The organism is Kitasatospora sp. Root107 (genome assembly GCF_001424875.1).
In the GTDB taxonomy this organism is placed as follows: Bacteria; Actinomycetota; Actinomycetes; order Streptomycetales; family Streptomycetaceae; genus Kitasatospora.
On record NZ_LMCT01000021.1, the window covers coordinates 39326 to 61987 of the forward strand.

At 72.2% G+C, this 22662-nt stretch carries 20 protein-coding genes and 1 pseudogene; 9 read left to right on the plus strand and 12 right to left on the minus strand.

The window, feature by feature from the left end; genetic code table 11:
* Positions 1–124: 124 nt before the first annotated feature.
* Together ASC99_RS19680 and ASC99_RS19685 are read right to left on the minus strand one after the other, a co-directional pair.
* Complete coding sequence (locus tag ASC99_RS19680) at positions 125–862, minus strand: ATP-grasp domain-containing protein (RefSeq protein ID WP_057233895.1); 738 nt, start codon at positions 860–862, stop codon at positions 125–127.
* 553 nt (positions 863–1415) lie between these two features.
* Complete coding sequence (locus ASC99_RS19685; RefSeq protein WP_057233855.1) at positions 1416–1787, minus strand: hypothetical protein; 372 nt, start codon at positions 1785–1787, stop codon at positions 1416–1418.
* A 410-nt stretch (positions 1788–2197) separates the two neighbouring features.
* Between ASC99_RS19685 and ASC99_RS19690 the strand changes: the two genes are divergently transcribed.
* A complete protein-coding gene (locus ASC99_RS19690) occupies positions 2198–2818 on the plus strand; it encodes a hypothetical protein (RefSeq protein WP_157531636.1) in 621 nt (206 codons plus the stop codon).
* 56 nt (positions 2819–2874) lie between these two features.
* Here the strand turns inward: ASC99_RS19690 and ASC99_RS19695 are convergent, their stop codons facing one another.
* The gene (locus tag ASC99_RS19695; RefSeq protein WP_057233858.1) at positions 2875–6162 is read right to left on the minus strand and encodes a hypothetical protein; all 3288 of its coding nucleotides are present in this window, start codon (positions 6160–6162) and stop codon (positions 2875–2877) included.
* Between the two features lie 321 nt (positions 6163–6483).
* On the opposite strand from ASC99_RS19695, the gene ASC99_RS19700 reads away from it, so the two are divergent.
* Both ASC99_RS19700 and ASC99_RS19705 read left to right on the plus strand, forming a co-directional pair.
* On the plus strand, positions 6484–6732 hold the full coding sequence (locus tag ASC99_RS19700) for a hypothetical protein (RefSeq protein ID WP_157543746.1): 249 nt from the start codon (positions 6484–6486) through the stop codon (positions 6730–6732).
* 72 nt (positions 6733–6804) lie between these two features.
* Positions 6805–7425 (plus strand): L-threonylcarbamoyladenylate synthase, encoded by a 621-nt coding sequence (locus tag ASC99_RS19705; protein WP_057233863.1) that lies wholly within the window; start codon positions 6805–6807, stop codon positions 7423–7425.
* Positions 7426–7468: 43 nt separating this feature from the next.
* Here the strand turns inward: ASC99_RS19705 and ASC99_RS19710 are convergent, their stop codons facing one another.
* Entirely contained in the window at positions 7469–7900 is a 432-nt protein-coding gene (locus ASC99_RS19710; RefSeq protein WP_057233865.1) for a hypothetical protein, read from the minus strand.
* Positions 7901–8068: 168 nt separating this feature from the next.
* Positions 8069–8551: a hypothetical protein gene (locus tag ASC99_RS19715; protein ID WP_235502809.1), complete on the minus strand. Its 483-nt coding sequence runs from the start codon at positions 8549–8551 to the stop codon at positions 8069–8071.
* Between the two features lie 158 nt (positions 8552–8709).
* On the opposite strand from ASC99_RS19715, the gene ASC99_RS19720 reads away from it, so the two are divergent.
* On the plus strand, positions 8710–9129 hold the full coding sequence (locus ASC99_RS19720) for a hypothetical protein (RefSeq protein WP_057233867.1): 420 nt from the start codon (positions 8710–8712) through the stop codon (positions 9127–9129).
* Positions 9130–9248: 119 nt separating this feature from the next.
* On the opposite strand, the gene thpR is transcribed toward ASC99_RS19720, so the two are convergent.
* A complete protein-coding gene (gene thpR / locus ASC99_RS19725) occupies positions 9249–9848 on the minus strand; it encodes an RNA 2',3'-cyclic phosphodiesterase (RefSeq protein ID WP_057233869.1) in 600 nt (199 codons plus the stop codon).
* A 317-nt stretch (positions 9849–10165) separates the two neighbouring features.
* On the opposite strand from thpR, the gene ASC99_RS19730 reads away from it, so the two are divergent.
* Positions 10166–10918: an LURP-one-related/scramblase family protein gene (locus ASC99_RS19730; RefSeq protein WP_369824330.1), complete on the plus strand. Its 753-nt coding sequence runs from the start codon at positions 10166–10168 to the stop codon at positions 10916–10918.
* A 210-nt stretch (positions 10919–11128) separates the two neighbouring features.
* On the opposite strand, the gene ASC99_RS19735 is transcribed toward ASC99_RS19730, so the two are convergent.
* The 3 genes from ASC99_RS19735 to ASC99_RS19740 all read right to left on the minus strand — a co-directional run bounded on the left by ASC99_RS19735 (position 11129) and on the right by ASC99_RS19740 (position 12529).
* On the minus strand, positions 11129–11647 hold the full coding sequence (locus tag ASC99_RS19735; RefSeq protein ID WP_057233871.1) for a YcxB family protein: 519 nt from the start codon (positions 11645–11647) through the stop codon (positions 11129–11131).
* A 360-nt stretch (positions 11648–12007) separates the two neighbouring features.
* Positions 12008–12148, minus strand: coding sequence for a hypothetical protein (locus ASC99_RS38735; protein ID WP_157531638.1), 141 nt, complete (start codon positions 12146–12148; stop codon positions 12008–12010).
* 69 nt (positions 12149–12217) lie between these two features.
* Positions 12218–12529: an NIPSNAP family protein gene (locus tag ASC99_RS19740; RefSeq protein ID WP_057233873.1), complete on the minus strand. Its 312-nt coding sequence runs from the start codon at positions 12527–12529 to the stop codon at positions 12218–12220.
* 258 nt (positions 12530–12787) lie between these two features.
* Here ASC99_RS19740 and ASC99_RS42160 point away from each other — a divergent pair.
* From ASC99_RS42160 to ASC99_RS19750, 3 genes and pseudogenes are all read left to right on the plus strand, one after another.
* Positions 12788–12868, plus strand: a pseudogene (locus ASC99_RS42160) (site-specific integrase); the annotation flags it as partial.
* Positions 12869–13227: 359 nt separating this feature from the next.
* A complete protein-coding gene (locus tag ASC99_RS19745; protein ID WP_057233875.1) occupies positions 13228–13812 on the plus strand; it encodes a trehalase-like domain-containing protein in 585 nt (194 codons plus the stop codon).
* Positions 13805–15223, plus strand: a complete 1419-nt coding sequence (locus tag ASC99_RS19750; RefSeq protein ID WP_057233877.1) for an MFS transporter — start codon at positions 13805–13807, stop codon at positions 15221–15223. Before ASC99_RS19745 ends, ASC99_RS19750 begins: the two co-directional genes overlap by 8 nt.
* A gap of 427 nt (positions 15224–15650) precedes the next feature.
* On the opposite strand, the gene ASC99_RS19755 is transcribed toward ASC99_RS19750, so the two are convergent.
* Positions 15651–16742: a vWA domain-containing protein gene (locus ASC99_RS19755; protein ID WP_057233879.1), complete on the minus strand. Its 1092-nt coding sequence runs from the start codon at positions 16740–16742 to the stop codon at positions 15651–15653.
* 541 nt (positions 16743–17283) lie between these two features.
* Between ASC99_RS19755 and ASC99_RS19760 the strand changes: the two genes are divergently transcribed.
* Entirely contained in the window at positions 17284–18978 is a 1695-nt protein-coding gene (locus tag ASC99_RS19760) for an MFS transporter (RefSeq protein ID WP_057233880.1), read from the plus strand.
* A 468-nt stretch (positions 18979–19446) separates the two neighbouring features.
* Here the strand turns inward: ASC99_RS19760 and ASC99_RS19765 are convergent, their stop codons facing one another.
* Positions 19447–20631, minus strand: coding sequence for an acyl-CoA dehydrogenase family protein (locus ASC99_RS19765; RefSeq protein WP_057233883.1), 1185 nt, complete (start codon positions 20629–20631; stop codon positions 19447–19449).
* 929 nt (positions 20632–21560) lie between these two features.
* Positions 21561–22562, minus strand: coding sequence for an alpha/beta fold hydrolase (locus ASC99_RS19770; protein WP_057233885.1), 1002 nt, complete (start codon positions 22560–22562; stop codon positions 21561–21563).
* Positions 22563–22662 lie beyond the last annotated feature (100 nt).

Here is a 22662-nt window from a genome sequence, read left to right on the forward strand (position 1 = left end):
ACGGTCCGGCGGCCCCGGCCCTGAAACCGAAGCGCCCGCCGCTCGCCCGCCGGGGGACCTGGAGCCGGAGGGCAGCACTGCGCCCCGGGCGCCGGGCGGGACGGTTCGCGCGATGCCGATCCGATCAGTGCCGCACGAACGCCAGATCCCCCGGCCGCACGTGCTCGCGCGGCCCCGCCGCCCGCAGGACCACGTCCAGCACCCGCGCCGGGTCGGCGGCGTACGCGTGCGAGAACCATGCCATGTTGGCTTCCACCACGGCCCAGCGGTGGCCCGGGCGGTAGGGGTCGAGCAGCTGTCCGACGTCGACGACAACGGCGCTCGGCATGGTGTGGCCGGCCGCGGCTACCAACCGGTCGGCGAACTCCGTGATCTCCGCTGCCGTTGCCCGGTCGGCGGGATCGGTTCCGAGCGGGCGCGGGTCGAGGCGGCCGAACACCGCGTACCGGCTCGCCGTGGCGATCCGGCCGTCCAGCAGGAACAGCCGGTACTCGGCCGCGAAGGTCACCACCTCGGACAACAGAACCGGTGTCGCCGGATCCAGTCCGGAGGGCAGCCGGGAACCGTCGGCGTGGACATCCGGCGGGAAGGACTTGTCGCGGGGCGGCTTGACGAACGTCGGCCCCTGGAGCGCCCACGCGTCCGCGACAGTCGCCGCCCGGATCTGACGGCCGGTGAACTCCTGCGGCAGCTCGGCCAGCCAGCTGTCCACCGGCTCGAGCAGCGCGAACCCGAGCCGGTCCGCCAGCCTCGCACCCGCCAGGGGCCCGCCGTACCAGCACGCAGGACCCGCCAGGTCGGGCTCGTCCGCCGCCCGCACTGCCATCCCACGGCCCGCCGCCTCGACGGCCAGCAGCTCCATCGTCGACGTCCGCCGCCCCGGCATCACCAGCACCGCGTCCCTCCCCCGCTCCGCAAAACCGCCATGCTAGCCCCGCCGTCCCGGCAGCCGCACCCGGGTATCCGACGGCGCGGGCCACCGACGGCAGCAGGCCAGGGCACCGGCCGGACCAGGTGGGTGGCAAGGTGGCGGTCCGGCCGGCAGCGGGTGCGGAGCCGGGCCTACGGCACCGGCGCGGGCGGCGCGCCCGGAGGCGGAGGCGGGTGGGCTGACGGCCCGTGTCCTGTGACAGCCGGCCTCGGCCGACTGCCGGGTGACTTCGACCGCTGGGAAGGCGGCGGACCTGCCGGGTTCAGCGGCAGAGTAGTCGGGGAACTCGGCAACGGCCTGCTCGGTCACGGCAGTTGCAGGCCGGCGCCGGTCGGGTCACCACGTGCGGCGACGCCAGTCCCGTGCACCGACGAAACCGGCATCCCCATGAACGCGCAGGCCCGACCGGCAACAGCAGCTCAGAGTCTCGGCCGAGGGCCGGGCGCTTCCCGTCAGGCCTCGGTGCAGTGCCGGGAAGTCGCGGTCAGCGATGCCGGCCGGCGAGGAGCTCGTCCAGCGGGACCAGGGCGGCGTCGGCGCCGTCGGCGGTACGCCGCCACAGTTGGACGCCGTCGCCGGGGCGCAGCTGGTGGCTGTTCTCCCAGCCGGTGATGGTGAGTTCGGCCAGGCGTAGGGCGTTGGCGCGGTTGCGGCCCAGGGTGGGGCCGGCGGGGTCGGGGTGGGGCCGGCCGTGGCCGTCGTCGGCGTGGAGGTACCAGCGTTCGTAGGGGCTGTAGCGGCCCTGGTCGTCCGGTGGGCTGAGGTGCTTGGACAGGTGCCAGGTGCGGCCCTGGTGGACGGTCGTGGCGGTGCCGGCGGTGTGGCCGGTCCAGGTGAGCTGGGACTTCCAGGGCACTGTGGGGTCTCCTTCGGGGGTGCCGTCCGGGCCTTGGGGCCGGGCCGGCGCGGGTGGCGCTTGGTGGACAGCGGGCGGTGGTGCGGGTGGCTGGGCGCGGATACGGCCGGTGGGTCGGACAGGCCGGTTTCGCGGCCGGCGGGTCGGTGAGGTGCGGGCCACGTCGGCGTTGCGGCCTGATCGGCACCGGACTCACCTGCAGTCTTTCCCTTTACCGCCACCGATACGAAATCCGTGCCCGCCGCCGGCACCGGAGCCGGGCATCACCGAGGGGAGCGGCTCGGCCGCCGGTCGTGGCCGTACCCGGTACGGCGGGCCGCACCCGGGAGATGATCGTCGGTGAGAATGGTCCGGGTGCCGGCTGCACCCGGCGAAACGGGTATCTGGTGCGAGGAGGGGCCGTGCAGTCGTTGCTCGCCGAGGTGGACCGGGCCGCGGTGGAGCGTTTCCTGTCGGCTGTCGACGTGGTGATGAACAGCAACACCGTTCTGCTCAAGGTCGGTGCCGCGCAGTTTCTGACCGTGGACGACAGGCAGGAGGTGCTGCGCGCGTACCTGCGCAGCGATCTGTTCGAGCAGATGATGTTCGAAGTCGACTGCCGACGGCAGTGGTACTTGCTGAGTAATCCGTACGCGCCGCAGGAGGAGGATCACGTACCGGTCAGGCTGCTGCGCGACGGGTTCGGGGCGGTGCTCGCACCGCTGGGCTATGAGGAGTTCGCCGGGCGGCTGCGCTGGATGCTGCGTGAGGCGTACTCCCCCTACGGCTGCCACAAGCCGGCGCGGGAGGCCGACGTGCTGGTCGCGGACTTCGTCCGCGAGATGCTGGCACCGCGGGGGGGCGGCTCGCGTTCCGCCGTCCAGGAATGGGAGTTCGCGTCCGTGGAGCCCGACTTCCTGCGCTGCACGGAGTACTACACGCAGGAGGTGCCGCTGCACCCTGTGTACTTCGACGGGTCCGCCAGCGACACTGCCACGCTCTTCCACCGCGGTCGGGTGTTCTACCTGCTGCTGACCAACGGTTCGCCCTGAGGGCCGTGCCGGCGCCCGGTAACCCAATCCCGTGCGCCGGCGGAGCCGGCGGAGCGTCACTCCTGGGCGGTCCAGGTGTTCAGGGCGCGGTCGCGGACGTCGGCCTGCGGGTGTCGGCGCAGGGCGTGCAGGGCCGTCCGCCACTGGGCCGGCCACTGCCGGCCGGGGCCGTACAGAGCCACCAGCCTGGCCGCGAACAGTCCGGTGGCCAGGCCGCCGTCCTGCGTCAACCGGCGGACGACCGCCGGCAGGTGCTCCCCCGGCGGCGTCCGGTCGTCGTCCGGGCGCAGTGCCTCGGCCACCTTGCCGGCGAGGAGCGGGCGGTCCGTCAACACGGCTGCCAGGTCGATGAGTTCGTCACCGAGGGTCGCTGAGTTCAGGTCGATGGCGTAGCACAACCGAGGGACGGCCTGCGGGACCAGGGACGGCTCGGCCATCAGCAGGGCGGCCACCGCACGGGCCCTCGCCCGGCCGTCGGCCGTCACGTCCAGGCTGTAGAAGTACCCGCTGCTGAACTGCTCGATCCGCTGCCGGGCCGCTTCGTCCCGGTCCTCGTCCCCCGCTTGCCCGCCGGTCCGGACGGCCTCGATCAGGCGGCTCAGGGTCTGTTCCAGCAGGCTTCCCGGGGCGACGCCGCCGAACGGGTGCGGCGCATCCGACCAGGCGATCGCACTCACCACCCGTGCGGCCGGCCGCCACCGCTCCCGCTCGGCCAGGTCCGTGACCACGGGAACCATCGCGGCCACCGTCTCCGGGGCGTAACGGCCCCACACCGCGAGCCTCCCCGCGCCCATGGCCGAGACCAGGCTGTCCTCGGAAAGGGCCAGCCGGCCGACCAGTTCCGCGTAGCGGCGGCGGTCGTCCGCCGGCAGTGCGTGCGGGCGGAGCTCCCCGGCGAGCACCGTCCGCAGCTCGGAGGTGCCCTGGGCGATCTCCGTCAGCACGTCCCAGAGCGGGAGTTCGGCGGGCCGGGCCACGACCTGCTCGACCACCACCCGCCGCACGTCCTGGTGCTGCTCCGGGGCCCGGTAGGCCGCCTCCAGCAGTGCGGCCGCCTCGGGCAGCGGCAGGTGGGCGGCGGCCAGCCGGACGGCCTGCTTGCGGCAGGTGACCTTGGCCGTCGGGTCGGTCACGATCCGGGCCAGGGCCGGGCCGAGCTCGTCCGCCGGGGTGAACCGGGCGGCGCGGCCGGCCGCGTACACCGCGACCCGGGCGCGCTCGCCGCCGGCGTACCCGAGCAGCACCGGCAGCGCCTCGGCGGGACGGGTGGTCCACGGCAGCGCGGCGAGGGCGGCCTCGGAGAGCACCACGTCGGTGGAGCCGGCACAGCGCAGCAGCAGTTCCCGGCCGTGGCCGGGCAGGTGCGCGGCGGCCCGTAGGGCGGTGGTGCGCTGCTCGGGTGTCGCGGTGGTGTCGTCCACCGTGCGGGCCGCCGCCGCGGCGGCGGCCCGGACCTGACGGTCCGTCCAGCGATCGGCGGCGGTGAGGTCGAGCGGCACCGGGGCGAGCCGGCCCGGCCTGCTGGTCCCGGTGGCGAGCAGCGGGGCGAGCAGGTCGGTACGGACCCGGGTCAGTACTGCCTGCACGGCCGGGAGTGCGGTGGCGGAGGGCTCGGTCTCGACCAGGCGGGCCACTCGTTGCCCACGGGTGGCGGTGTCGGCGAGCAGGTGGGTCACCGCCCGTCCGTACTCCTGGTCGTCGGCCGTCACCCGCTCCAGCAGGGCGGTCAGTGACGGGAGTTGACGTGAAGAGGGGTGCAGTGCGTCGACGAACGCGAGCAGCAGGCGGGTCGACCGTTCGAGCGCCGGCCGCAGCTCGGCCGCCACTGCCGCCTGCCGTTCCCGGGGGAAGGCAGGTGCGGCCGGGGCGGTCCGTTCGATCGTGCGGACGGCCCAGCCGGCCAGGTCCCGGGCGGTGCCGCCGGCGTGTTCGGCCAGCACAGAGCAGGCCAGCAGGGCGAGTTGGGTGCGGGTGTACGGCGAGCAGTCGCGGGCGGTCAGTGCGTCCTCGGTGAGGCGCGCCAGGAGTTCGGCCGTGTCGGCTTCGAAGAGCTTCGGCGGTAGGTCCGCGACCGCCGCCAGGGCCTCGGCCCGTACCGGGTCTTGTTCGTTGCGCAGGCGCTGGAGCAGGACCAGGGCCTCCCGGACCGCGCTCGGCCCGCCGGACTGTCCGGCCTGCCGCACCACTTGGCCCCAGGCATGGCCCCGGTCCCAGGACTCTGCCGTCCTGGTCTGCGCCAACAGCAGGGGCAGCGCCTCGGCGGTCGGGAGGTGGACGAGCAGGCCCAGCGCCTCGGGGTCCTCGGCCAGCCGGGCCCGGGCCCGGGCGGTCCGTTCCGGCGCCGGCATGGTGGCCAGCTCCGCTGCGGAGTACCCACGAAGGTAGGACTTCGGTACGGCCACCACCGCGTCGTGCAGCACCAGCCGGGCGGCCGGCGGTAGTTGGCGCAGCAGCGCCGCATGGTCGGCGGGGCTGCGGTGGGCCAGTTCGGTGAGGAGCGGCAGCGGAGCGGCCGCCAGCCGGCGGGCGAGCGCGGGGCGCAGCACCGGATCGTGCCGGTGGTGCCCGGCGGCCACCAGTACCCGGGCGGTCCGCTCCGGGTCGTGGGCAGCCAGGACCGTGAACCTGTCGAGCAACGGCGCGGGGAAGGTCGGCCGGTACTGCGCGGCGGGGTGCTGCTCCAGCAGATCCAGTGCCCTCCCGGGCAGCCGGGCGGCGGCGGCGCCCAGCCCGACGGCGTTCTGCCGCCAGAATCCCGCCCGCTCCCCGCGGGGCAGCTCGGTGAGCCGGCGTTGTGCCTCGTCCAGCACCGCCGCCGGGTGACGCTCCCCGAGCGACCGGGTGAAGGTGACGGCATGGGCCAGGCCGGGCAGTTCGCGCGTCACGAACGCGGGTGAGCAGACCGGCAGCAGCCGCCCCGCCTCGGCGGCTCCCCACCGTTCCCGGACGACGGGCACCAGCCGCTCGGCCGCCGCTGTCCGGCCGGCCTTCAGGACGGCGCGGATCAGCTCGTCCCGGATCGCGGTCGGGGCAGTGCGGACGGCCTGCTCCACCGCCTGGTCCGGCAGCGGGAGTTCACGCACGGCCCGGTGGGCGTAGCGGCGTACCACCGGATCGGGGTCGGTCAACCTGCCGATGAGATAAGGGAGTTGTTTTCCGGTCAGGGCTGCGAGCGCGGCGATCCGCTGCTCGTACGGGCCGCCGGTGGCCAGCTCGTCCAGAAGGGCGGTGAGTTGGCCCTGTTCGGCGAGGCGGTGGGCGGTGCGGGCGATCTCGCGCAGACGCAGGGCATGGGGCAAGGGCTCGACGTCGGCCAGCAGCCGGTCGGCGGTGAGTTGAAGCATCGCCGTCGATTCTTCCCGCCCGGGCGCCGGCCCGCACCCGATTTTCTGCGAGTGTCCGCGGCAGCCGGCCCAGGGCACGGGCGCGGTGGCCGACCGGAGTGGGGCGGCCGGGTACGCAGTGGTGTGGGGCAGCACCGGTGGGTCCCCGTTCGTGTCGTGCCGCGGTCTGTGTGGTGCTGTCGGTGCGGCGGCCGTCCGCTGGGCGCTGAAGGCTCTGGTGACCGTGGAAACCGGGGCGCACTATCGTTGCTGGCGAACCGCTCGTTCCAGCAGGCCGGAGGGGAAGTTGTGGACGCCGCCAGGACGGAACGGATCGCTGCGATGACGGAGGACGCCCGTCCGGTGTGGGACGCAAGCCATGACCCGCACGTCCTCCAGCAGTTCCTCAAGGATCACGGCTGCCACGGCATCGACGCGGTCCTGACGACCAGGAACCTTCTGGAGTGCAGCATGCGCGATGCGCAGATCGCGTTCTTCACGGCGCCCTGTCGGGCGGCAGAGCTGGATTTCCAGAACCAGTTCTTGGATGCGCTCGAAAGCATCGCTGACGACGTGGTCGTCCACGACTGATCCTGGCCGCTGCGTTGAGCGGCCCGTGTCGTACGGCGCGGGAGTGGTGGGTGGATCCCGTAGAGTCGGCCAATGGCGAAGTACTTCGACGTGCACCCGCAGAGTCCCCAGGCCCGCACCATCGGCACGGTGGCCGACAGCCTCCGTTCCGGGGCCCTCATCGCGTACCCGACCGACTCCTGCTTTGCTCTGGGCTGCCGGATGGGCAATCCGGAGGGCCTCGAACGGATCCGGTCGATCCGGCGTCTGGACGACCACCACCACTTCACCCTGATGTGTGAGAACTTCGCCCAGCTGGGGCAGTTCGTCCACATCGACAACTCCGTCTTCCGGGCCATCAAGGCGGCGACACCGGGTAGTTACACCTTCATCCTCCCCGCCACCAAGGAGGTCCCGCGCCGTCTGATGCACCCGAAGAAGAAGACCGTGGGGGTCAGGATCCCCGACCACGTCGTCACGCGGGCCCTGCTCGCCGAACTGGGCGAGCCCCTCGTCTCCAGCACCCTGCTCCTGCCCGGGGAGGACGAGCCGATGACCCAGGGGTGGGAGATCAAGGAGCGGCTCGACCACGTGCTGGACGCCGTGATGGACTCCGGTGACTGCGGTACGGTCCCGACGACGGTCGTCGACTTCTCCGGCGGCGCAGCGGAGATCGTCCGGCGCGGGGCCGGTGACCCCGCGCCCTTCGAGTGACGGCACCGCCGGGCTGACAGGCCGTCAAGGTGTGCCCGTGGCATCACCTCGGCGGCCGGGACCGGCAGGGCCGCTCTCGCGCCGCAGGCTGGTGACGGACTCTCAGCTCGGGGTTGCCGGACGGGCCGGTGACGTCGTCTGCGTGCCGGCCGATGACGGCCAGAGCGGTGATCGCCGGCGCGATGTCATCAAGGTTCCAGAGCGTGACGGTGCCGCTGCCTTCGAAGAAGCAGTGCTCGCGCACTCCCGTCCAGCCGTGGGCGGCGCTCTTTGGGCCGGGTAGAACCTCGTGGAGGTACTCGGCGAGATGGTCGCCGTGGCTGATGAAGATCCAGCCGGTGCGCCGCCGTCGGCCGACGATGGTGTGGGGGTAGGGGTGGAGGGCTTCCACCGGGACGGGGCGGCGCCGGCGTCCGGTGCGGGCGTCGATCACGGCCACCTGGCCGGCGGGCAGGAAGTCCTGGACCTGGATCACCGCCGGCCGGACACCGTCCCGCAGCCGTGCCTCCCGGTAGGTCTGACCGCGCGCGATGTGATGTGTCGGGTTACGGCGGAAGATCTGATCCCGTCTCAGCTCAGGCAGCAGGTCCCGGAGGCCGGGCCGGCGCCATGCTAGTGCCGCGCCCGGATGTGGTCGAGCCGTTCAGGGGGTCCGGGCGGGCGACTGCGCGCGGGCGGTGCGTCGCACCGCTGCGGCGGCGGAGACGGCGCAGGTGGCGGCGGTGAGCGCGAGGACGCCCGCCGTCGGGTTGACGTACCCGGGCACGGCGACGGTGTAGCCGCCCCCGGTGCTGCGGACGCAGGTGAAGCGCAGCGGCAGGTAGCTCACGCGGTAGTCCACGACCTTTTCCGCCCGCTCGATGCCGCCCTCGCGGCACGGGCGGATCGGGAAGGCATCGGTTCCGCTGTCGTCGGCCGTCAGGACGGCGACGGACAGGAGCAGCGCCCCCCACACGTACACGGCGACAGCGCCCGCGGCGGACAGCAGCGCCGCCGCGCGCCGCCGGTCGGGCCGGCCGTCGCCGCGCCCGCTCCGGACGAGCGTCCTGATCCCGAGGATCGTGAGGACCGGCGCGGCGACAAGGCCGGCCAGCAGGACGAAGATGAACGCGAAGAGCTCGAGCACGGTGTTTCCCCCAGGGTCGTACGGGTACGACGGTGCACCGTCGGGGAGCGGTTCCGCGCCGCCCGTCCCCCGACGGCCGGGGCATCCGGTCCGACCAGGCCGGGCGGGCGGGCGAATTGCGTTCGCCGGCCGGACCCGCCGTCGTTAGGCTTCGCGCTGTGACCTGGGAGCTTGGGCTGCGTACGTTCGGGGTGGGAGCGATCCGCGCCGAGTTGCGCGAGCTGCGCATGTGGGACGACCTCGAAGGGATGCTCGAGGGGACGCCCCACCTGCACCGCCGGTTCAGGATCGGGCAGTTGGAGAAGCAGCTCGCGGGTGCCGCCGCTCTGTACGTCCACGACCTGGACGGCATGCGGGCCGACGCGGCCGCGCGGGCCGGCACCTGGCTGCCACGGGCCCAGGTGTATGCCCGGCTGACTGCGTCCTGGTGCCCCGACGAGGCGGCCGGGCCCGGCGGTAGTGAGCTGTCGGTGCTGTGGTTCCAGCAGCCCGGCGAGGATCCCTTCGGCCGGCTGGCCGACATCGTGCGGCCGTTGGACTGGACCGCCCTGGCACGGTTCGAACCGGCCTGCGACTAGCGTGCCCGAGAACGCCCTGCGGAGTCTTCCCCTGCGCTGACGCACTCTCAACTCCCCTTCCGCCCGGACCTGCCGGCGGGCCGGCGGGCGGCCGGTTCGGCCGGTGAACCGCTGGGCGGCTACGGCCCGGCGGGACCGGTGGCGGCGCCGAGTCGCCACGCCTCGATGTCGCGGTAGCGGACCGGCCCGGGGCCCGGGGCGAGGGCGCCGCCGACCAGGTGGAGGCGTTCGGCGCGCCAGGGCCGGCCCACGAACGCGGTGAGGGCGGCGGCGGCCTGCGGCACGCTGGCGGGGTCGTCGCGCCGGGACCGTGCCAGGGTCAGATGGGGGCGCAGCGGGCGCTCGTTGAACTCGATCCCGCAGGACCTGACCGCGTTCCGGACGTCGGTGGCGAGCTGGTGCAGTGCGTCCAGGTCTCCGTCGATGCCGCTCCACAGCAGTCGCTCGTCGAAGTGGCCGCCGCCGCGCAGGCCCAGGTGCGGGGCGGGGTGCGAGGCTGCCAGGGCGGCGAGCGCCGGTTGCAGTGTCAGGGCTGCGGTGGCGGGCAGTTCGCCGAGGAACGCCAGGGTGATGTGCCAGTCCTCGATCCGGTTCCACCGCAGCCGCGGGTACGTGGCGTAGGCGCTCTGCAGGGCCTGGGCCAGTTCGTCCTTGGCGTCGTCGGGCGGGGCCAGTGCCACGAAGACGCGCAGGGCCGAGGGCTGGGGGTGATCGTTCACGAGGGATTTCTAGCATCTCGCCGATGCCCCTCGGGGCGCCCGTTGCGCAGGCGGGCACCGCGCTGTGGGTGGGGGGCGTGCCTTGGTGACGGCGTGGCCGGGAACTGCGGTGCGGCTGCCCGGGGTTGCGTCGCGGGCGGGTCCGGGACCGGGCTGTGTCCGCCGTCGGGTTCCGGCACCGGAAGGACGCTGTGAGATCAGCCACATCCCGGCCGCCGGATATGGGGCAACTCCTACCAGTAGTTCCCAAACGTGCGGGGCGCAGCGGCAGCTGACGTCCCGAAGGGTCCTTGGGAGGTTGGAAACGTTCTGGCGGTGTGCGGAGGGTTGGGCCTAGCCTGCCCGCCATGTCCCAGAACACGAACACCCCGGGTATCCCCGGGCAGTCGGCCGCCCCGGCCGGCGACCCCGCCAAGGTGCAGCGCCAGGTCCAGCAGCAGGCGGGCGTCGGGCCGGTCTCCGGTGGTGGCGGCACGCTCTTCTCCGAGCCGGTCCTGGTGGTGAACCAGAAGGCCAAGCTGATCGAGCTGACCAACGAGTACGCGGTCTTCGACCAGCAGGGTGCCGCGCTGGGTTCGGTGGTGCAGGTGGGCCAGAGTGGTCTGCGCAAGCTGGTGCGGCTGTTCCTGTCCATCGACCAGTACCTGACCCACAAGCTGGAGATCCGCGACGCGCAGGGGGTCGCGGTGCTGCGGCTGACGCGCCCGGCGAAGTTCATCAAGTCGCGGGTGATCGTGCAGCGTTCGGACGGTCAGGAGGTCGGCCAGATCGTCCAGCAGAACGCCATCGGGAAGATCAACTTCGCGTTGGAGGTCGGCGGGCAGAAGGTCGGCGCCGTCAAGGCGGAGAACTGGCGGGCCTGGAACTTCTCCATCGTCGACGAGACGGACACCGAGATCGCCCGGGTCACCAAGACCTGGGAGGGCCTGGCGAAGACGATGTTCACCACGGCCGACAACTACGTGCTGCAGATCCACCGCCCGCTCGCCGACCCGCTGCTGAGCCTGGTGGTGGCGACCGCGCTGACGGTGGACACCGCGCTGAAGCAGGACGCCCGCGGCTTCGGCTAGACGCCTCCCGCGCGGGCGTCACGCGCGCGCTGCTGCGAGCCCCGCCCCCGGGCGTCCGGGAGGCGGGGCTCGCGCGTCTTTCGCCGGCGCTGGCGGCCGGCGGCGGGTGTCGTCGCGGGGCGGGCGCGCGGCCCTCGGCCGGCGCTGTGCCGGACTCGTGGCCGCCGTCCCCGCGCCCGCGTCGGCGGAGTGGCGGGGTGCGGTGGGTACTCAGGCGAGGCGGGCCTTCACCGGGCCGCGGACCTTCGAGGCCAGTCGGGAATCGGTGGCCAGGAAGGACTCGAACCCCGCCTGCTGCTCCGGGGTGAAGGCGGCCTTGAGGATGGTTGCGCCCATCGGCACCCGGCCGTCGGTCTTGAGGTTGCTGGCCACCGCCCAGGCCAGCGGGTTGTCCGTCACCCGCGTCACCGAAGTCCAGGGGATCTCGTACCGGGCGGTGCCCGCCGCGTACGCGAGCCCGTCGCCGGTGATCCGCACAGCGGTCTCGCCGCTGAACCGCCGGGCGGCCATCAGCGCCAGCTTGCGGTACGCAACCGGCGCCGACCCGATCATCGCCAGCCCGGCCAGCGCCACCACCGTGAACCCCCACGGGCCGAGCGCACCGAAGACGGCGACCGCCGTCCAGAAGCCGATGAGCAGCCGACGCTGCACCGGGCTCCTCACCACGTTGCTCCGGACCGCCTCGGCGAGGTCCTCCTGCGTCACCACGTAGTCGATCCGGATGTCCACTGTTACCCCCCGTTGATGGCACGTCAGCGCCGGCCGCGGCCGGGCAGACACTACCTCGGCGCGTCAGCAGGATGCCTGCCGGGCCTTCCCGGACGTACCGTCACCCACCGGCCGCCGCACCGTGCTCAGGGCGGAGCGGCCAGTTGTACGAAGACGCGCGTCGAGGCTTTCGAGAACGCTGATACGCAGTGCCGTTGTGGCACCGTGAGCGCTGATCATCACCTGCCCCGATCACCGCTGGAACCTGCAACATCGCAGGTTGACACGGCGCTCCACCAGCACCGCCAGTCCAACGGGCCGCCAGGACACCCCCGGTGCCTCAGCAAGGGAAGCCCTGGGTGGGGCGCGGAGCCCTGCGGGTCAGGGCTGCGGTGCCGTGGCGTAGGTGAGGACATGGTGCGGGGTGCCGTCGGCGCCGGTGACGACCAGGCAGTTCACCCCGTGCGCGGGGCCGTTGGTCCAGGACCGGACCGGCTCGAACCGCTCGGGCGGCACCGCCACCTGGTGGAAGTCGCCGTACTGACCGTCACCGGGCGGCCGCCCGCCCGCCTCAGTGGTGCGTCGCAGTGGTCACTTGCCGGTGTCGAGGGGCTTGAGGAACCGGCGTTCGTACCGCCTGATGCACCCGGTGGTGCGGGCCAGTTCGAAGGCCGCCGCGCACTCGGGATCGGTGGAGCTGGCGATGCGGTACTGCTCGTACTCGGCGAAGCTGCCGAAGGAGAAGAGGGCGTAGGCGATGTCGCTGTCTCCCTCGCTCGGCAGGAAGTAGCCGTGGTGGTCGCCTCCGAAGCGGTCGACGAGCTTGACCCAGCGCCGCCCGTACTCCTCGAAGTCCGCCAGCTTGTCGGGGTCGATCTCGTACTTCAGGTGCACGGTGATCATGTGTGCGCTGCCTTTCGGGGTGTCCGGGGGTGCCCCGGGCCGGCCGGGGGTGGTGGTCTGATCCTGCGGCGGCGGGAGAGCTTCGCACCAGTGAGAAGAGCGCCCGAAATGATCGATATGCCGCCACCTGCCCGGGCGGGCGCGGCAGGCTGACGCCGGGCCGGCCGTTGCGGGGGCCGGCGAGTGCCGCCCGGGGCGGGCGTAGTGCCACCGGACGGGCCCGGGCGGGCTGTACGCGGTGAGCGTTTCGGGTGTTGCCGCCGTAGGCAAAACGTCCGCCGGTACTTCAAGCCCTCCCCGGAGGCCATCGCCGAGCTGACCAGCCTGCTCGCCCCCGGGGGACGCCCGGCGCTGATCCGTCGGCGGCAGGGCTCGGCGCCACGTGTGCCTCGTGGGGATGGCCGTGATCAGTACGCCCCGCAGCCACTGACCTGGGCGCCAGCAGAGTCACCCCGTGCGGTCGCCGCGCGTCATCCGGCTGTGCCGGAGATCTGACGGCAGAATGCGCCTGAGGGGCCAGGTGTAGGCGCTGTCGGAGTCGCATCTCGTTTGGCTGTGTGATCGGCCGGCCGAACAGGCAGGCCCGTGTCGGGTCGCGAGTCCAAGTCTCTCGGGCTGGACGTTCCACGAGGGCGCACCCTGACGTTCCCGTCCGGGCGTCGGACGCCGTGACGGTTCCAACGACGACGGGAGATTCTATGAGCGCCTACCCGGCGATCGCCGATCACGGGATGGTCGGTGACCTCCAGACGGCCGCGCTGGTGTCCTCCGACGGGACGATCGACTGGTGGTGCACGCCCCGGTTCGATTCGCCCAGCGTGTTCGCATCGCTGCTCGACAGCGAACGCGGGGGTTACTGCCGACTGGCCGCGCACCTCCCCGGCGGGCAGGAGCCGGTGGTCCGCCAGCTCTACCTTTCCGATACCGCTGTCCTGGTCACCCGCTTCATGGCGCCGGGCGGCGTCGGAGAGGTCGCCGACTTCATGACTCCCCTGACCACCGGGACCCCGACCGACCGGCACCGCCTGGTGAGGGTGGTGCGGGGCAGCATGGACTTCCGCCTGACCTGCCGGCCGCGGTTCGACTACGGCCGCGCCTCGCACGCCCTGGAGCGGACCGGCGAGGCGGCCGCGGTCTTCCACGGCCCCGGCACCGACCTGCACCTGCAGGTCACCGGCCCCTTCGTGCTCCACCCCGCGTCGCGCGCCTGCGCCCAGCGGGCGGTGTCGGCGGGCCGGGACGAGCAGCTCGACCGGGCGGAACGCGGCGGCACCGATGGCTGACCCCGCCCCGGCCCCGGCCACACCTGCCGCCCTGCGGCGGGTCATCGCCCCGCTCGCCCTCGCCCAGTTCATCTGCAGCTTCGCCGGCTCCAACATGAACGTGATGATCAACGACATCAGCGAGGACCTCGACACCACCGTGCAGGGCGTCCAGGTCGCCATCACGATCTTCCTGCTCGTGATGGCCGCCCTGATGATCCCCGGCGGCAAACTGACCGACCGCTACGGCCGCAAACGGTGCCTGCTCACCGGCCTCGTCATCTACGGCGTCGGCGCACTCCTCAGCGCCGCCGCACCGGGCCTGGGCATGCTCATCCTGGGCAACTCGATCCTCGAAGGCGTCGGCACGGCCCTGCTCATCCCGCCCGTCTACATCCTCACCACGCTGCTCTTCACGGACATGACCTCACGCGCCCGCGCATTCGGAACGATCATGGCGCTCGGAGGCATCGGCGCCGCGGCCGGCCCGCTGATCGGCGGACTCATCACCTCGGCACTCAGCTGGCGGGCCGCCTTCGTGTTCCAGGCCCTCGTGATCGTCGTGATCATCGTCCTCAGCCGCCGCATCGAGGACCCCCTCCCGCCGGACCCGACCCGCCCGTTCGACACCGTCGGCACCGTCCTGTCCGCCGTCGGCCTCGTCCTGATCGTCACCGGCATCCTGGCCGCCGACGACAACGGCTGGCTGATGCTCGCGCTCCTCGTCCTCGGCGCGCTCTTCCTGTTCGCCTTCTTCCGCTGGGTCCGTGCCAGGGAACGCGCAGGCAAGGAACCGCTGCTCTCCACCAGCCTGTTCCGCATCCGCATCTCCAACCTCGGGCTCGTCACCCAGAACACCCAGTGGCTGCTCCTGATGGGGGTGTCCTTCACGGTGGCCTCCTACCTGCAGGTCGTCCGCGGCTACGACGCGATCCAGACCGGAGTGATCTTCACCGCGGCCACCCTCGGAATCCTCGTGTCCTCCCTCGCAGCCGAACGCCTCGCCAAGCGCCGCGCCCAGCGCACCCTCATCCTCACGGGATTCGCCACCACCATCGCCGGCATCATTGTTCTGGTCGTCGTGGTCGGTGGTTCCCCCAGCCCCTGGGCCTTCGCGCCCGGACTGCTGCTGATCGGCCTCGGACTCGGCGTGATGCTCACCCCCTCGGTCAACATCGTCCAGTCGAGCTTCGCCGAGGACCAGCAGGGCGAGATCTCCGGCCTGTCCCGCAGCGTCTCCAACCTCGGCTCCTCCCTCGGCACCGCAATCGCCGGCACCATCCTCGTCGCCGGCCTCACCAGCCACGCCTACGCCGCCGCCATGATCACCCTGGCAGTCGTCGGGCTCATCGGCCTCACCGCCGCCGTGCTCCTGCCTCACCAACCGCCGCACACCCCCGCCCCCACCGGCCGACAGGCCAGCGACGAGTGAGGCAGAGACCGCCTGCGGCGAGACCGCGGGTCAGTCCCCCTACCGGCCGGGCCTACCTCGGCCCGGTCTCCGGTGACGCCGGCCGGCTGGTGTACGTCCTGCGGCTGGGCGCCGGCTCCCGCCCATCAGCCCGACCGTGCTCGTGCAGGCGGGCGGCACCCAGGTCGGCAGCATCCTCACACCGCACCGTGCGGCTCGACGGTCACCGCCGGCTTCTCCGTGAACCGGAGCGGCTGGCCCGCCTCCGCCGCGAGCGTCCCGACCGTGGTGAACTGCTGACCCGCCCCCGGCAACCGCCCGGCCCGCCCGGTGCCCGCAGACCGGGCGAGCCGGGCGAGCCGGGCGAGCCGCCCTGTCCGGGCGGGCGCAGGAGCGCCGCGCGGCCGGCGGTTCCCCGCCGGCGCACGAGCGGCCCCGGGATTCCCCGCTACAGGATGACGAGCAGCTTGGTGCCCGCGACCAGCTTGCGGTTGACGGAGGTCGACTGGACGAACACGGTGTACGCCGGGTTGTCGCCCGGCTTCACCGTGGCCTCCGAGTCCGGCAGGCCGAGCAGCCGACGGGCTGCCGGACCCGAGAACACCCTGCCCGTCATCCGGCCGGTGCCCGGGTCCTTCTCCGCCACCGCGAGCTGCTTACCGCCCTGGATCTTCTCGCGCTTGGACAGCTCGTAGAAGGCGCAGCCGCTCGTGTACGCGTGCCCGGAGCGGGTGACGAAGTCGCGGATCTGCGCCGCCTGGTCGACCGGGACCAGGATGTACTTGCCGGTGTCCAGGGCGTCGAGGCTGGCCAGCACGTCGGCGGAGCTCAGGTCCTGGCCCATCGCGAACAGGTTCCTGGTGCCGCGTACGCCCTGTTCGCGGCCGCGCAGGAAGCTGGTGGCGGCCGACTTGACGGTGCCGATGGCCTCCTCGACGCCCTTGCTGGAGTCCGCGTCCCAGATCGCGATGTTGCCCGCGGGGAAGCCGTACTCCTGGGCGGTGCGCTTGGCCAGCGAGTTGGGGACCAGGATCGCCGAGGTCCAGTGGCCGGGAAGCTGGTCCATGGCCCCCTGGATGCGGCCCAGCCACGTGCCCAGGACGGCGGTGCCCTTGCCCGCGCCCATCCGGATGTGCATCTGCCCGGTCTCCGAGAAGCCCGAGGCGTTCTCCTCGCCGTCGGTGACCACGACCTGGAGGAAGGCGTGCTCCCCGTACCCTTCCCAGATGTTCTTCAGGTCCTCGACGGACTTCACGGCCGCCTCGATCAGCGCGGTTGCGCCGTTGTCGACCCGGTAGAGGCCCCGCAGGGACGGCAGGTGCTTGACGTCCATGTCCCAGACCAGGTTCTTCACCTCGTGATCGAAAGCGTAGAGGCTGACGCGGGTCTCGTGGCCGAGCCGGTCGGATTCCTCCTGAAGGCCCTTGACGAACTCGTCCACCACGCGGACAAGCTGCGCCTCGTGCTTGCGCATCGAGCCGGAATTGTCGACCACGAGCGAGACGTGGTTGACCTTGTGCTTGATCCTGTCAGCAGACATGGTTCCGCCCCTTTTCCGGCATTCTTCCGGCGCCGTTTTCGGCGCCCCCTCCAACGTTGCTCCCATAATATGAGGGAGCACTGACAGCGGGCCCCGGCCCGGGAGTTCACCGTCGCCCGCCGCCCGCCGGATCCGCCCTCCGGAAGCCGGGCACCGGCGGGGTGCTCCGAACGCTCCTCTTCCATGGCGGCCTACCCGCGGATTGCCCGCGGGGCGGCAATTGCGTGACATTCGTGCGCACGCCGGCCAGATATCCGCTGTTTATCGGAGAATTACGGCGAACAATGGCGCCGGGTATGCCGGCAGGTGACGGACGGGGAATGTCCCGCCGATGCCGTCGCATTGTTCCCGGCGGATACGCAGGTGCCGAAAGCCGTGAAGCCGGGCGGCGCACCAGCCGCGCACCCGGCCGGGCCTCTCCCGGCCCTTGCACGTTCCTCGCCGGCAGGTCCTCCTGGCCGGATGCGTCCCTGCCGTCAACCGGCTGACCCTGCGGCGGGTCGGGGAGCCGCCCCGCGTGGCCGCTGGGACGATACCGCCCATGGGACCTGCGGCAGGCACTTCGAAGAGTTCGGCCACCGGGCGGGTGGTCCTGCTCGCACTCGCGGCGGGACAGTTCCTGATGGCGCTCGACAGCTCGGTCATGAACGTCTCGATCGCGACGGTGGCCCAGGACGTGGGCACGACGGTGACCGGGGTCCAGGGCGCGATCACCGCCTACACCCTCGTGATGGCGATGTTCATGATCCCCGGCGGCAAGGTCGGCGTGCTCATCGGCCGCAAGCGCGCGTTCATGATCGGCTGTGTCGTCTACGGCTGCGGATCCCTCACGACGGCACTCGCCCCGAACCTGCCGGTGCTCCTGTTCGGCTGGTCGTTCCTGGAGGGGATCGGGGCGGCACTCATCCTGCCCGCGATCGTCGCCCTGGTGGCCGGCAACTTCGGCCCACAACGCCGGCCCGCCGCCTACGGGCTGGTCACGGCCGCCGGAGCCGTGGCGATCGCGGTCGGGCCGCTCATCGGCGGCGTCGCGACCACGTTCTTCTCCTGGCGGTGGGTCTTCGCCGGCGAGGTCGTGATCGTGCTCGCCATCCTGGTCCTCGCCCGGCGCATCGCCGACGCCCCGGCCGACGCCCGTCCCCGGATCGATCTCGTCGGCTGCGTGCTCTCCGCTCTCGGGCTCGGGGTCTTCGTCTACGGCGTCCTGCGCTCGGACGAGTGGGGCTGGTTCCAGCCCAAACCCGACGCCCCCTCCTGGCTCGGAGTCTCCCTGGTCGTGTGGCTGATGCTGGCAGGCCTGCTCCTGACCTGGATCTTCCTGCGCTGGGAAAGCCACCTCGTGAAGCAGCGCAGGGAACCGCTGGTGGACCCGGCACTGCTGCAGAACCGGCAGCTCACCGGCGGCCTGACGATGTTCTTCTTCCAGTACCTCGTGCAGATGGGCGTCTTCTTCGTCGTACCGCTCTACCTGTCGGTCGCCCTTGGCCTGTCCGCGCTCAAAACCGGCGTCTGCATCCTGCCGCTGTCGCTGACACTGCTGGCCGCGGCAGTCCTGATCCCGCGCCTGCTCCCGGACATCTCACCGCGACGGGTGGTACGGGCCGGGATCCTCGCGCTGCTCGCGGGGGCGGCGGTCCTGATGGCCGCGCTCGACGCGGACGCGGGAGCGGAGATCGTCACGATCCCTCTGCTGCTGATCGGCCTGGGCATGGGCGCGCTGGCCTCCCAGCTCGGATCGGTCACCGTATCCGCGGTGCCGGACGAACAGAGCGCGGAGGTCGGCGGCGTCCAGAACGCCGTCACCAACCTCGGCGCCTCGATCGGCACGGCACTGGCCGGGTCGATCCTGATCGCCACCATGACGGCCTCGTTCTTGACCGCTGTCGAACAGAACCCGGCGGTCCCCGCCCAGACCAAGAGCCAGGCCGGCGTCGAACTCGCCAGCGGCGTGCCCTTCCTCTCCGACGCCCAGCTCCAAACCGCCCTCGACGAAGCGGGCACCAGCGCGGACGTGTCCCAGGCCGCACTCGACGCGAACTCCGCCGCCCGCCTCGACGGCCTGCGCGCCGCCCTCGCCGTCCTCGCTCTCGCCGCAACCGGCGCCCTGTTCTTCACCCAGCGAATCCCGGCCACCCAACCCGGCCGACGAAACCGAACCGGCACGGCAGAGCCCGAGGAATCCCCCGAAGAACACCCGGACACCCACGACATCCCCCCGACCGGCCCCGACACATAGCAAAAAACCCCGCCGCCACCACGACCACGACGAGCGGGCCGCAACCCCCGACGCCCTCCGCCCCCGAGGCCGCGCCCCGGCCGGGGCGCGGCCATCAAGAACAGCGGCCGCAACCCTGACGCGCCCGCGCACCCTCCCCCGCACCGGCGAAGCCGGCCCGCCGCCGGCCGCCGGCCTCCTCGCGGGCGCAGGCCCCCACCGGGAACAGCCCAGCCAAGAACAGCGGTCCGGGGCCTGGGCGGACGAGAGGCGGACGCCTCCCGCCCAACCCGCGAGGTGAGCCGGCCGCCACCTGCCCGGGAGGCCGGTTGCGGAGCGGCCCCCACCCGGCCCGGCGGGACCGGCGCCTTCCCGCAACCGGCGCCCCGCGAAGTCCGCAGCCGCATTTCGCCGGGCCACCCGGGGACGCCCCTGCGGCCGGGGGGGTTGCGGGCCCCGGCCGCCTGAGCGGACATCGCGGGCCGCGGCCTACAGGAGGTCGGTGTTCGGCTCCAGGCCGCACAGCACCCGGCCGTACGTCTCCGCGACCGTGTTCGGGTGCAGGACACCGTTGAGGTTGAGCGCCTGGATGTCCCGCTCGATGCGCTGCATCGGCTGGTCGGAGTAGATGGAGGAGCCACCACTGGCGGTGTTGAGCACGTCCACCGCCTCCTTGGCCCGCAGGCAGGCCGTCGCCGCGTCCATCTTGGACAGGGCACGCTCCTGCAGTGACCACTGCTCGCCGGCACGCACCTTGGTGTCCAGGCGCTCCGCCGCGCGGCGCACATGGAACTCCGCCTCGTCGATCTTCATCGCCGCCTCGGCGACCTGCAGGTGGGTGATCGGCGCCTCGGCCTGCCGCTCGTAATGGGTGTAACTGATCTTGCGGCCGGGCAGCCGCTCGAAGAACGCCTCACGCGCCGCCTTCGCCATCCCCACCGCCGACGAACTGGTCACCGCGGTGGCGTGCGGCACGAACGGGAGCTTCCAGGTGAGGGAGTCCGCGTTCAGCTTCGAGGCGTGCCGGCCCTGCATCATCACCGGGATCATCGGCAGGACCCGCGCCTGCGGTACGAAGAGGTCCTTCGCGATGGTCGTGACACTGCCGGTGGCCCGCAGGCCCGCCGTGTGCCAGTCGTCGACGATCGTCAGATCCGACATCGGCACCGCGATCGTGGCCGGCTCGTACCCGCCGTCCCCGTCCGCCAACAGCACCGAATGCATGTCCCACTGGCTGTGCGGGGCACCGGAGACGAAGTGCCACCGGCCGTTGAGAATCACACCGCCGTCCGTCGGCGTCGCGACACCCGAAGGGTTCACGCCGCCGCAGATCCGCACGCTCGGGTCGGCGAAGATCTCGTCCTGCACCTCGTCCGGGAACAGCCCCGCCAGCCAGGAACCCATCGTGAACGTGCTGATGGTCCACCCGACCGCACCGTCACCGCGCGCCAGCTCGGCGATCACCGCCGACACCGTCCGCACATCGTCCTCCGTGCCGCCGTAACGCACCGGAACCCGCATCTTCATGATCCCGGCATCGGTGACCGCCTGCAGCACCTCCTCGTGCAGGACCCGGTTCTCCTCCTGCCACGGGACGTGCTTGCGGATCACCTCGACCAGGTCGGTGGCCCGGCCGACCAGGCCGGCCTGCGATGTCGCCTCATTGAACGTCATCTGTGCTCCTCAATAGCGATGACAGGAACAGGAGAATGGAGTGCACTGAAACCTCCGCCCGACACGGCGCCGGCCACGCGGGACCGTGACCGGCAGGCCCCGCCTGCCGCCCGGCCGGGCAGCGATTCACCCTCGGTTGCGAACGACTCTGACAGCCGGCCGCACCCGGGCACTTCTCCCACGTTGCCGACCTCCCCCAAAAAACCCACACCCACCATCCACAAATACCCTCGGGCCGTTTCCGCCCCGGATATCCACCCGCACCGGCACAGCCCTCCCCCGGGCAACCAGAAAACGACACAACGGGCCCTCAACACACCGAAAGCGCCACCGGATACACATCCCGGCGGCGCTTCCACTGCACTGACAAATCCCACACCCACCGAGAAGCAGGTGAAATACGGACACCGCGGTCCCCACCGATACGAAAAACCGGTCTCCCCGGCGCCGCCGAAATGACCACCACCACAAATCCGGCCCCACGGGAAACCACCCTGCTTCCCGGGGGCTGCGGCGCCGCATCCGGCCGGACCTGCCCGGCCAGGGTGAGCGCCGCACCTCCCCTGCCGCGACCACGCCTGCGGCCGGGCCGGGCCCCGCAGCCACGCCGTACAGGCGATGCCCGAAGTGCCCGCAGGCGACCACACTGCCGTACCCACCGCAGACCCGGCACCGGTGCCCGGTAGCAGCGGACGACGCGAAAAACCCCGGCCCGCAGCCCCGGCCGCGCCCGCAGGTCAGCCACGCAACGGGACCCCGTCCCCGGCCACACCCCCGGGACAGCTCCCGGACCGGCCCCGCCCCGGCGGCGAAACCCCGCCCCGGGGCGGACCGCACAGGCAAGCCGCTGCCTGCCCCGGCGGCCGCACCAGACATGCGCACCCCTCCCGGCCGGGCGGGCCGGGCCCGGAACCGCACACAGAGCAGCCCTAGAGACCGGCCAGGAACTTCAGCAGTTCCGCGTTGACCTCCTGCGGCCGCTCCTGCTGCGTCCAGTGCCCGACCCCGGGCAGTGCCACCGACCGCGTCAGATTGGGCACGAACATCTGCAGGTTGGAGATCAGCTGGTCCATCCCCGGCAGCTGGACACTGCCGTCCCGCTCCCCGTACAGGTGCAGCGCCGGGGCCGTCATCGGCGCGCCCTGCCACGGCGCCGTCAGCTCCCAGCTCAGCTCCATCGTCCGCCACCAGTTCAGGCCGCCGGAGAACCCGGTCCGCGCGAAGTCCTCCGCATACACCCCCAGGTCGGCCTCCGTCAGCCAGCCGGGCAGCGCACCCGCCTGCGGCAGCAGATCGAACAGCGTGCCGCCCTCGGGCACCACCGGCACAACCGGCGCCCGGTCCTGCGGCGAGTCACCGAAACCCCACCGGAAGAACCGCAGGACACCCTCCCGCGCATCCCGCGCAAGCTCCGCATCGGCCACACCCGGCTGCTGCAGGTAGTTCATGTAGAAACCCGGGCCCAGCGCCTGCGTCAGCCCCGCCAGGGCACTCACCGGACCACGAGGCAGATACGGCAGCCCCAGCGCCACCACCCCACGGACCCGGTCGGGCCGCAGCAACGCCGTGTTCCACGCCACCGGCGACCCCCAGTCGTGACCGACCAGCACCGCCTGCTCCTCACCCAACGCATCCAGCAGACCCGTGATGTCACCGGCCAGATGCAACTGCGAATACTGCTCCACCGCCCCAGGACGGTCGGTGCGGCCGTAACCACGCTGATCAGGAGCGACAACGCGGTAACCCGCCCCCGCAAGAGCAGCGAACTGGTGACGCCACGAGTACCACGTCTCCGGGAAGCCGTGCAGCAGCACCACCAGCGGCCCCTCACCCTGCTCGGCAATGTGCATCCGGATGCCGTTGGTCTGCACGAACCGGTGCCCGACCCCGGCACCCACCCCACCACCCGACGCCAACTGCGGATCACTCATGGCACACCCTTCCTGTCACAGAGAGAAGACCTGAACCGCCCCCAAAACCCTCCCACCACGCCCACCACCGCCACTACTCCCACCTTGCCCCCACCCACCC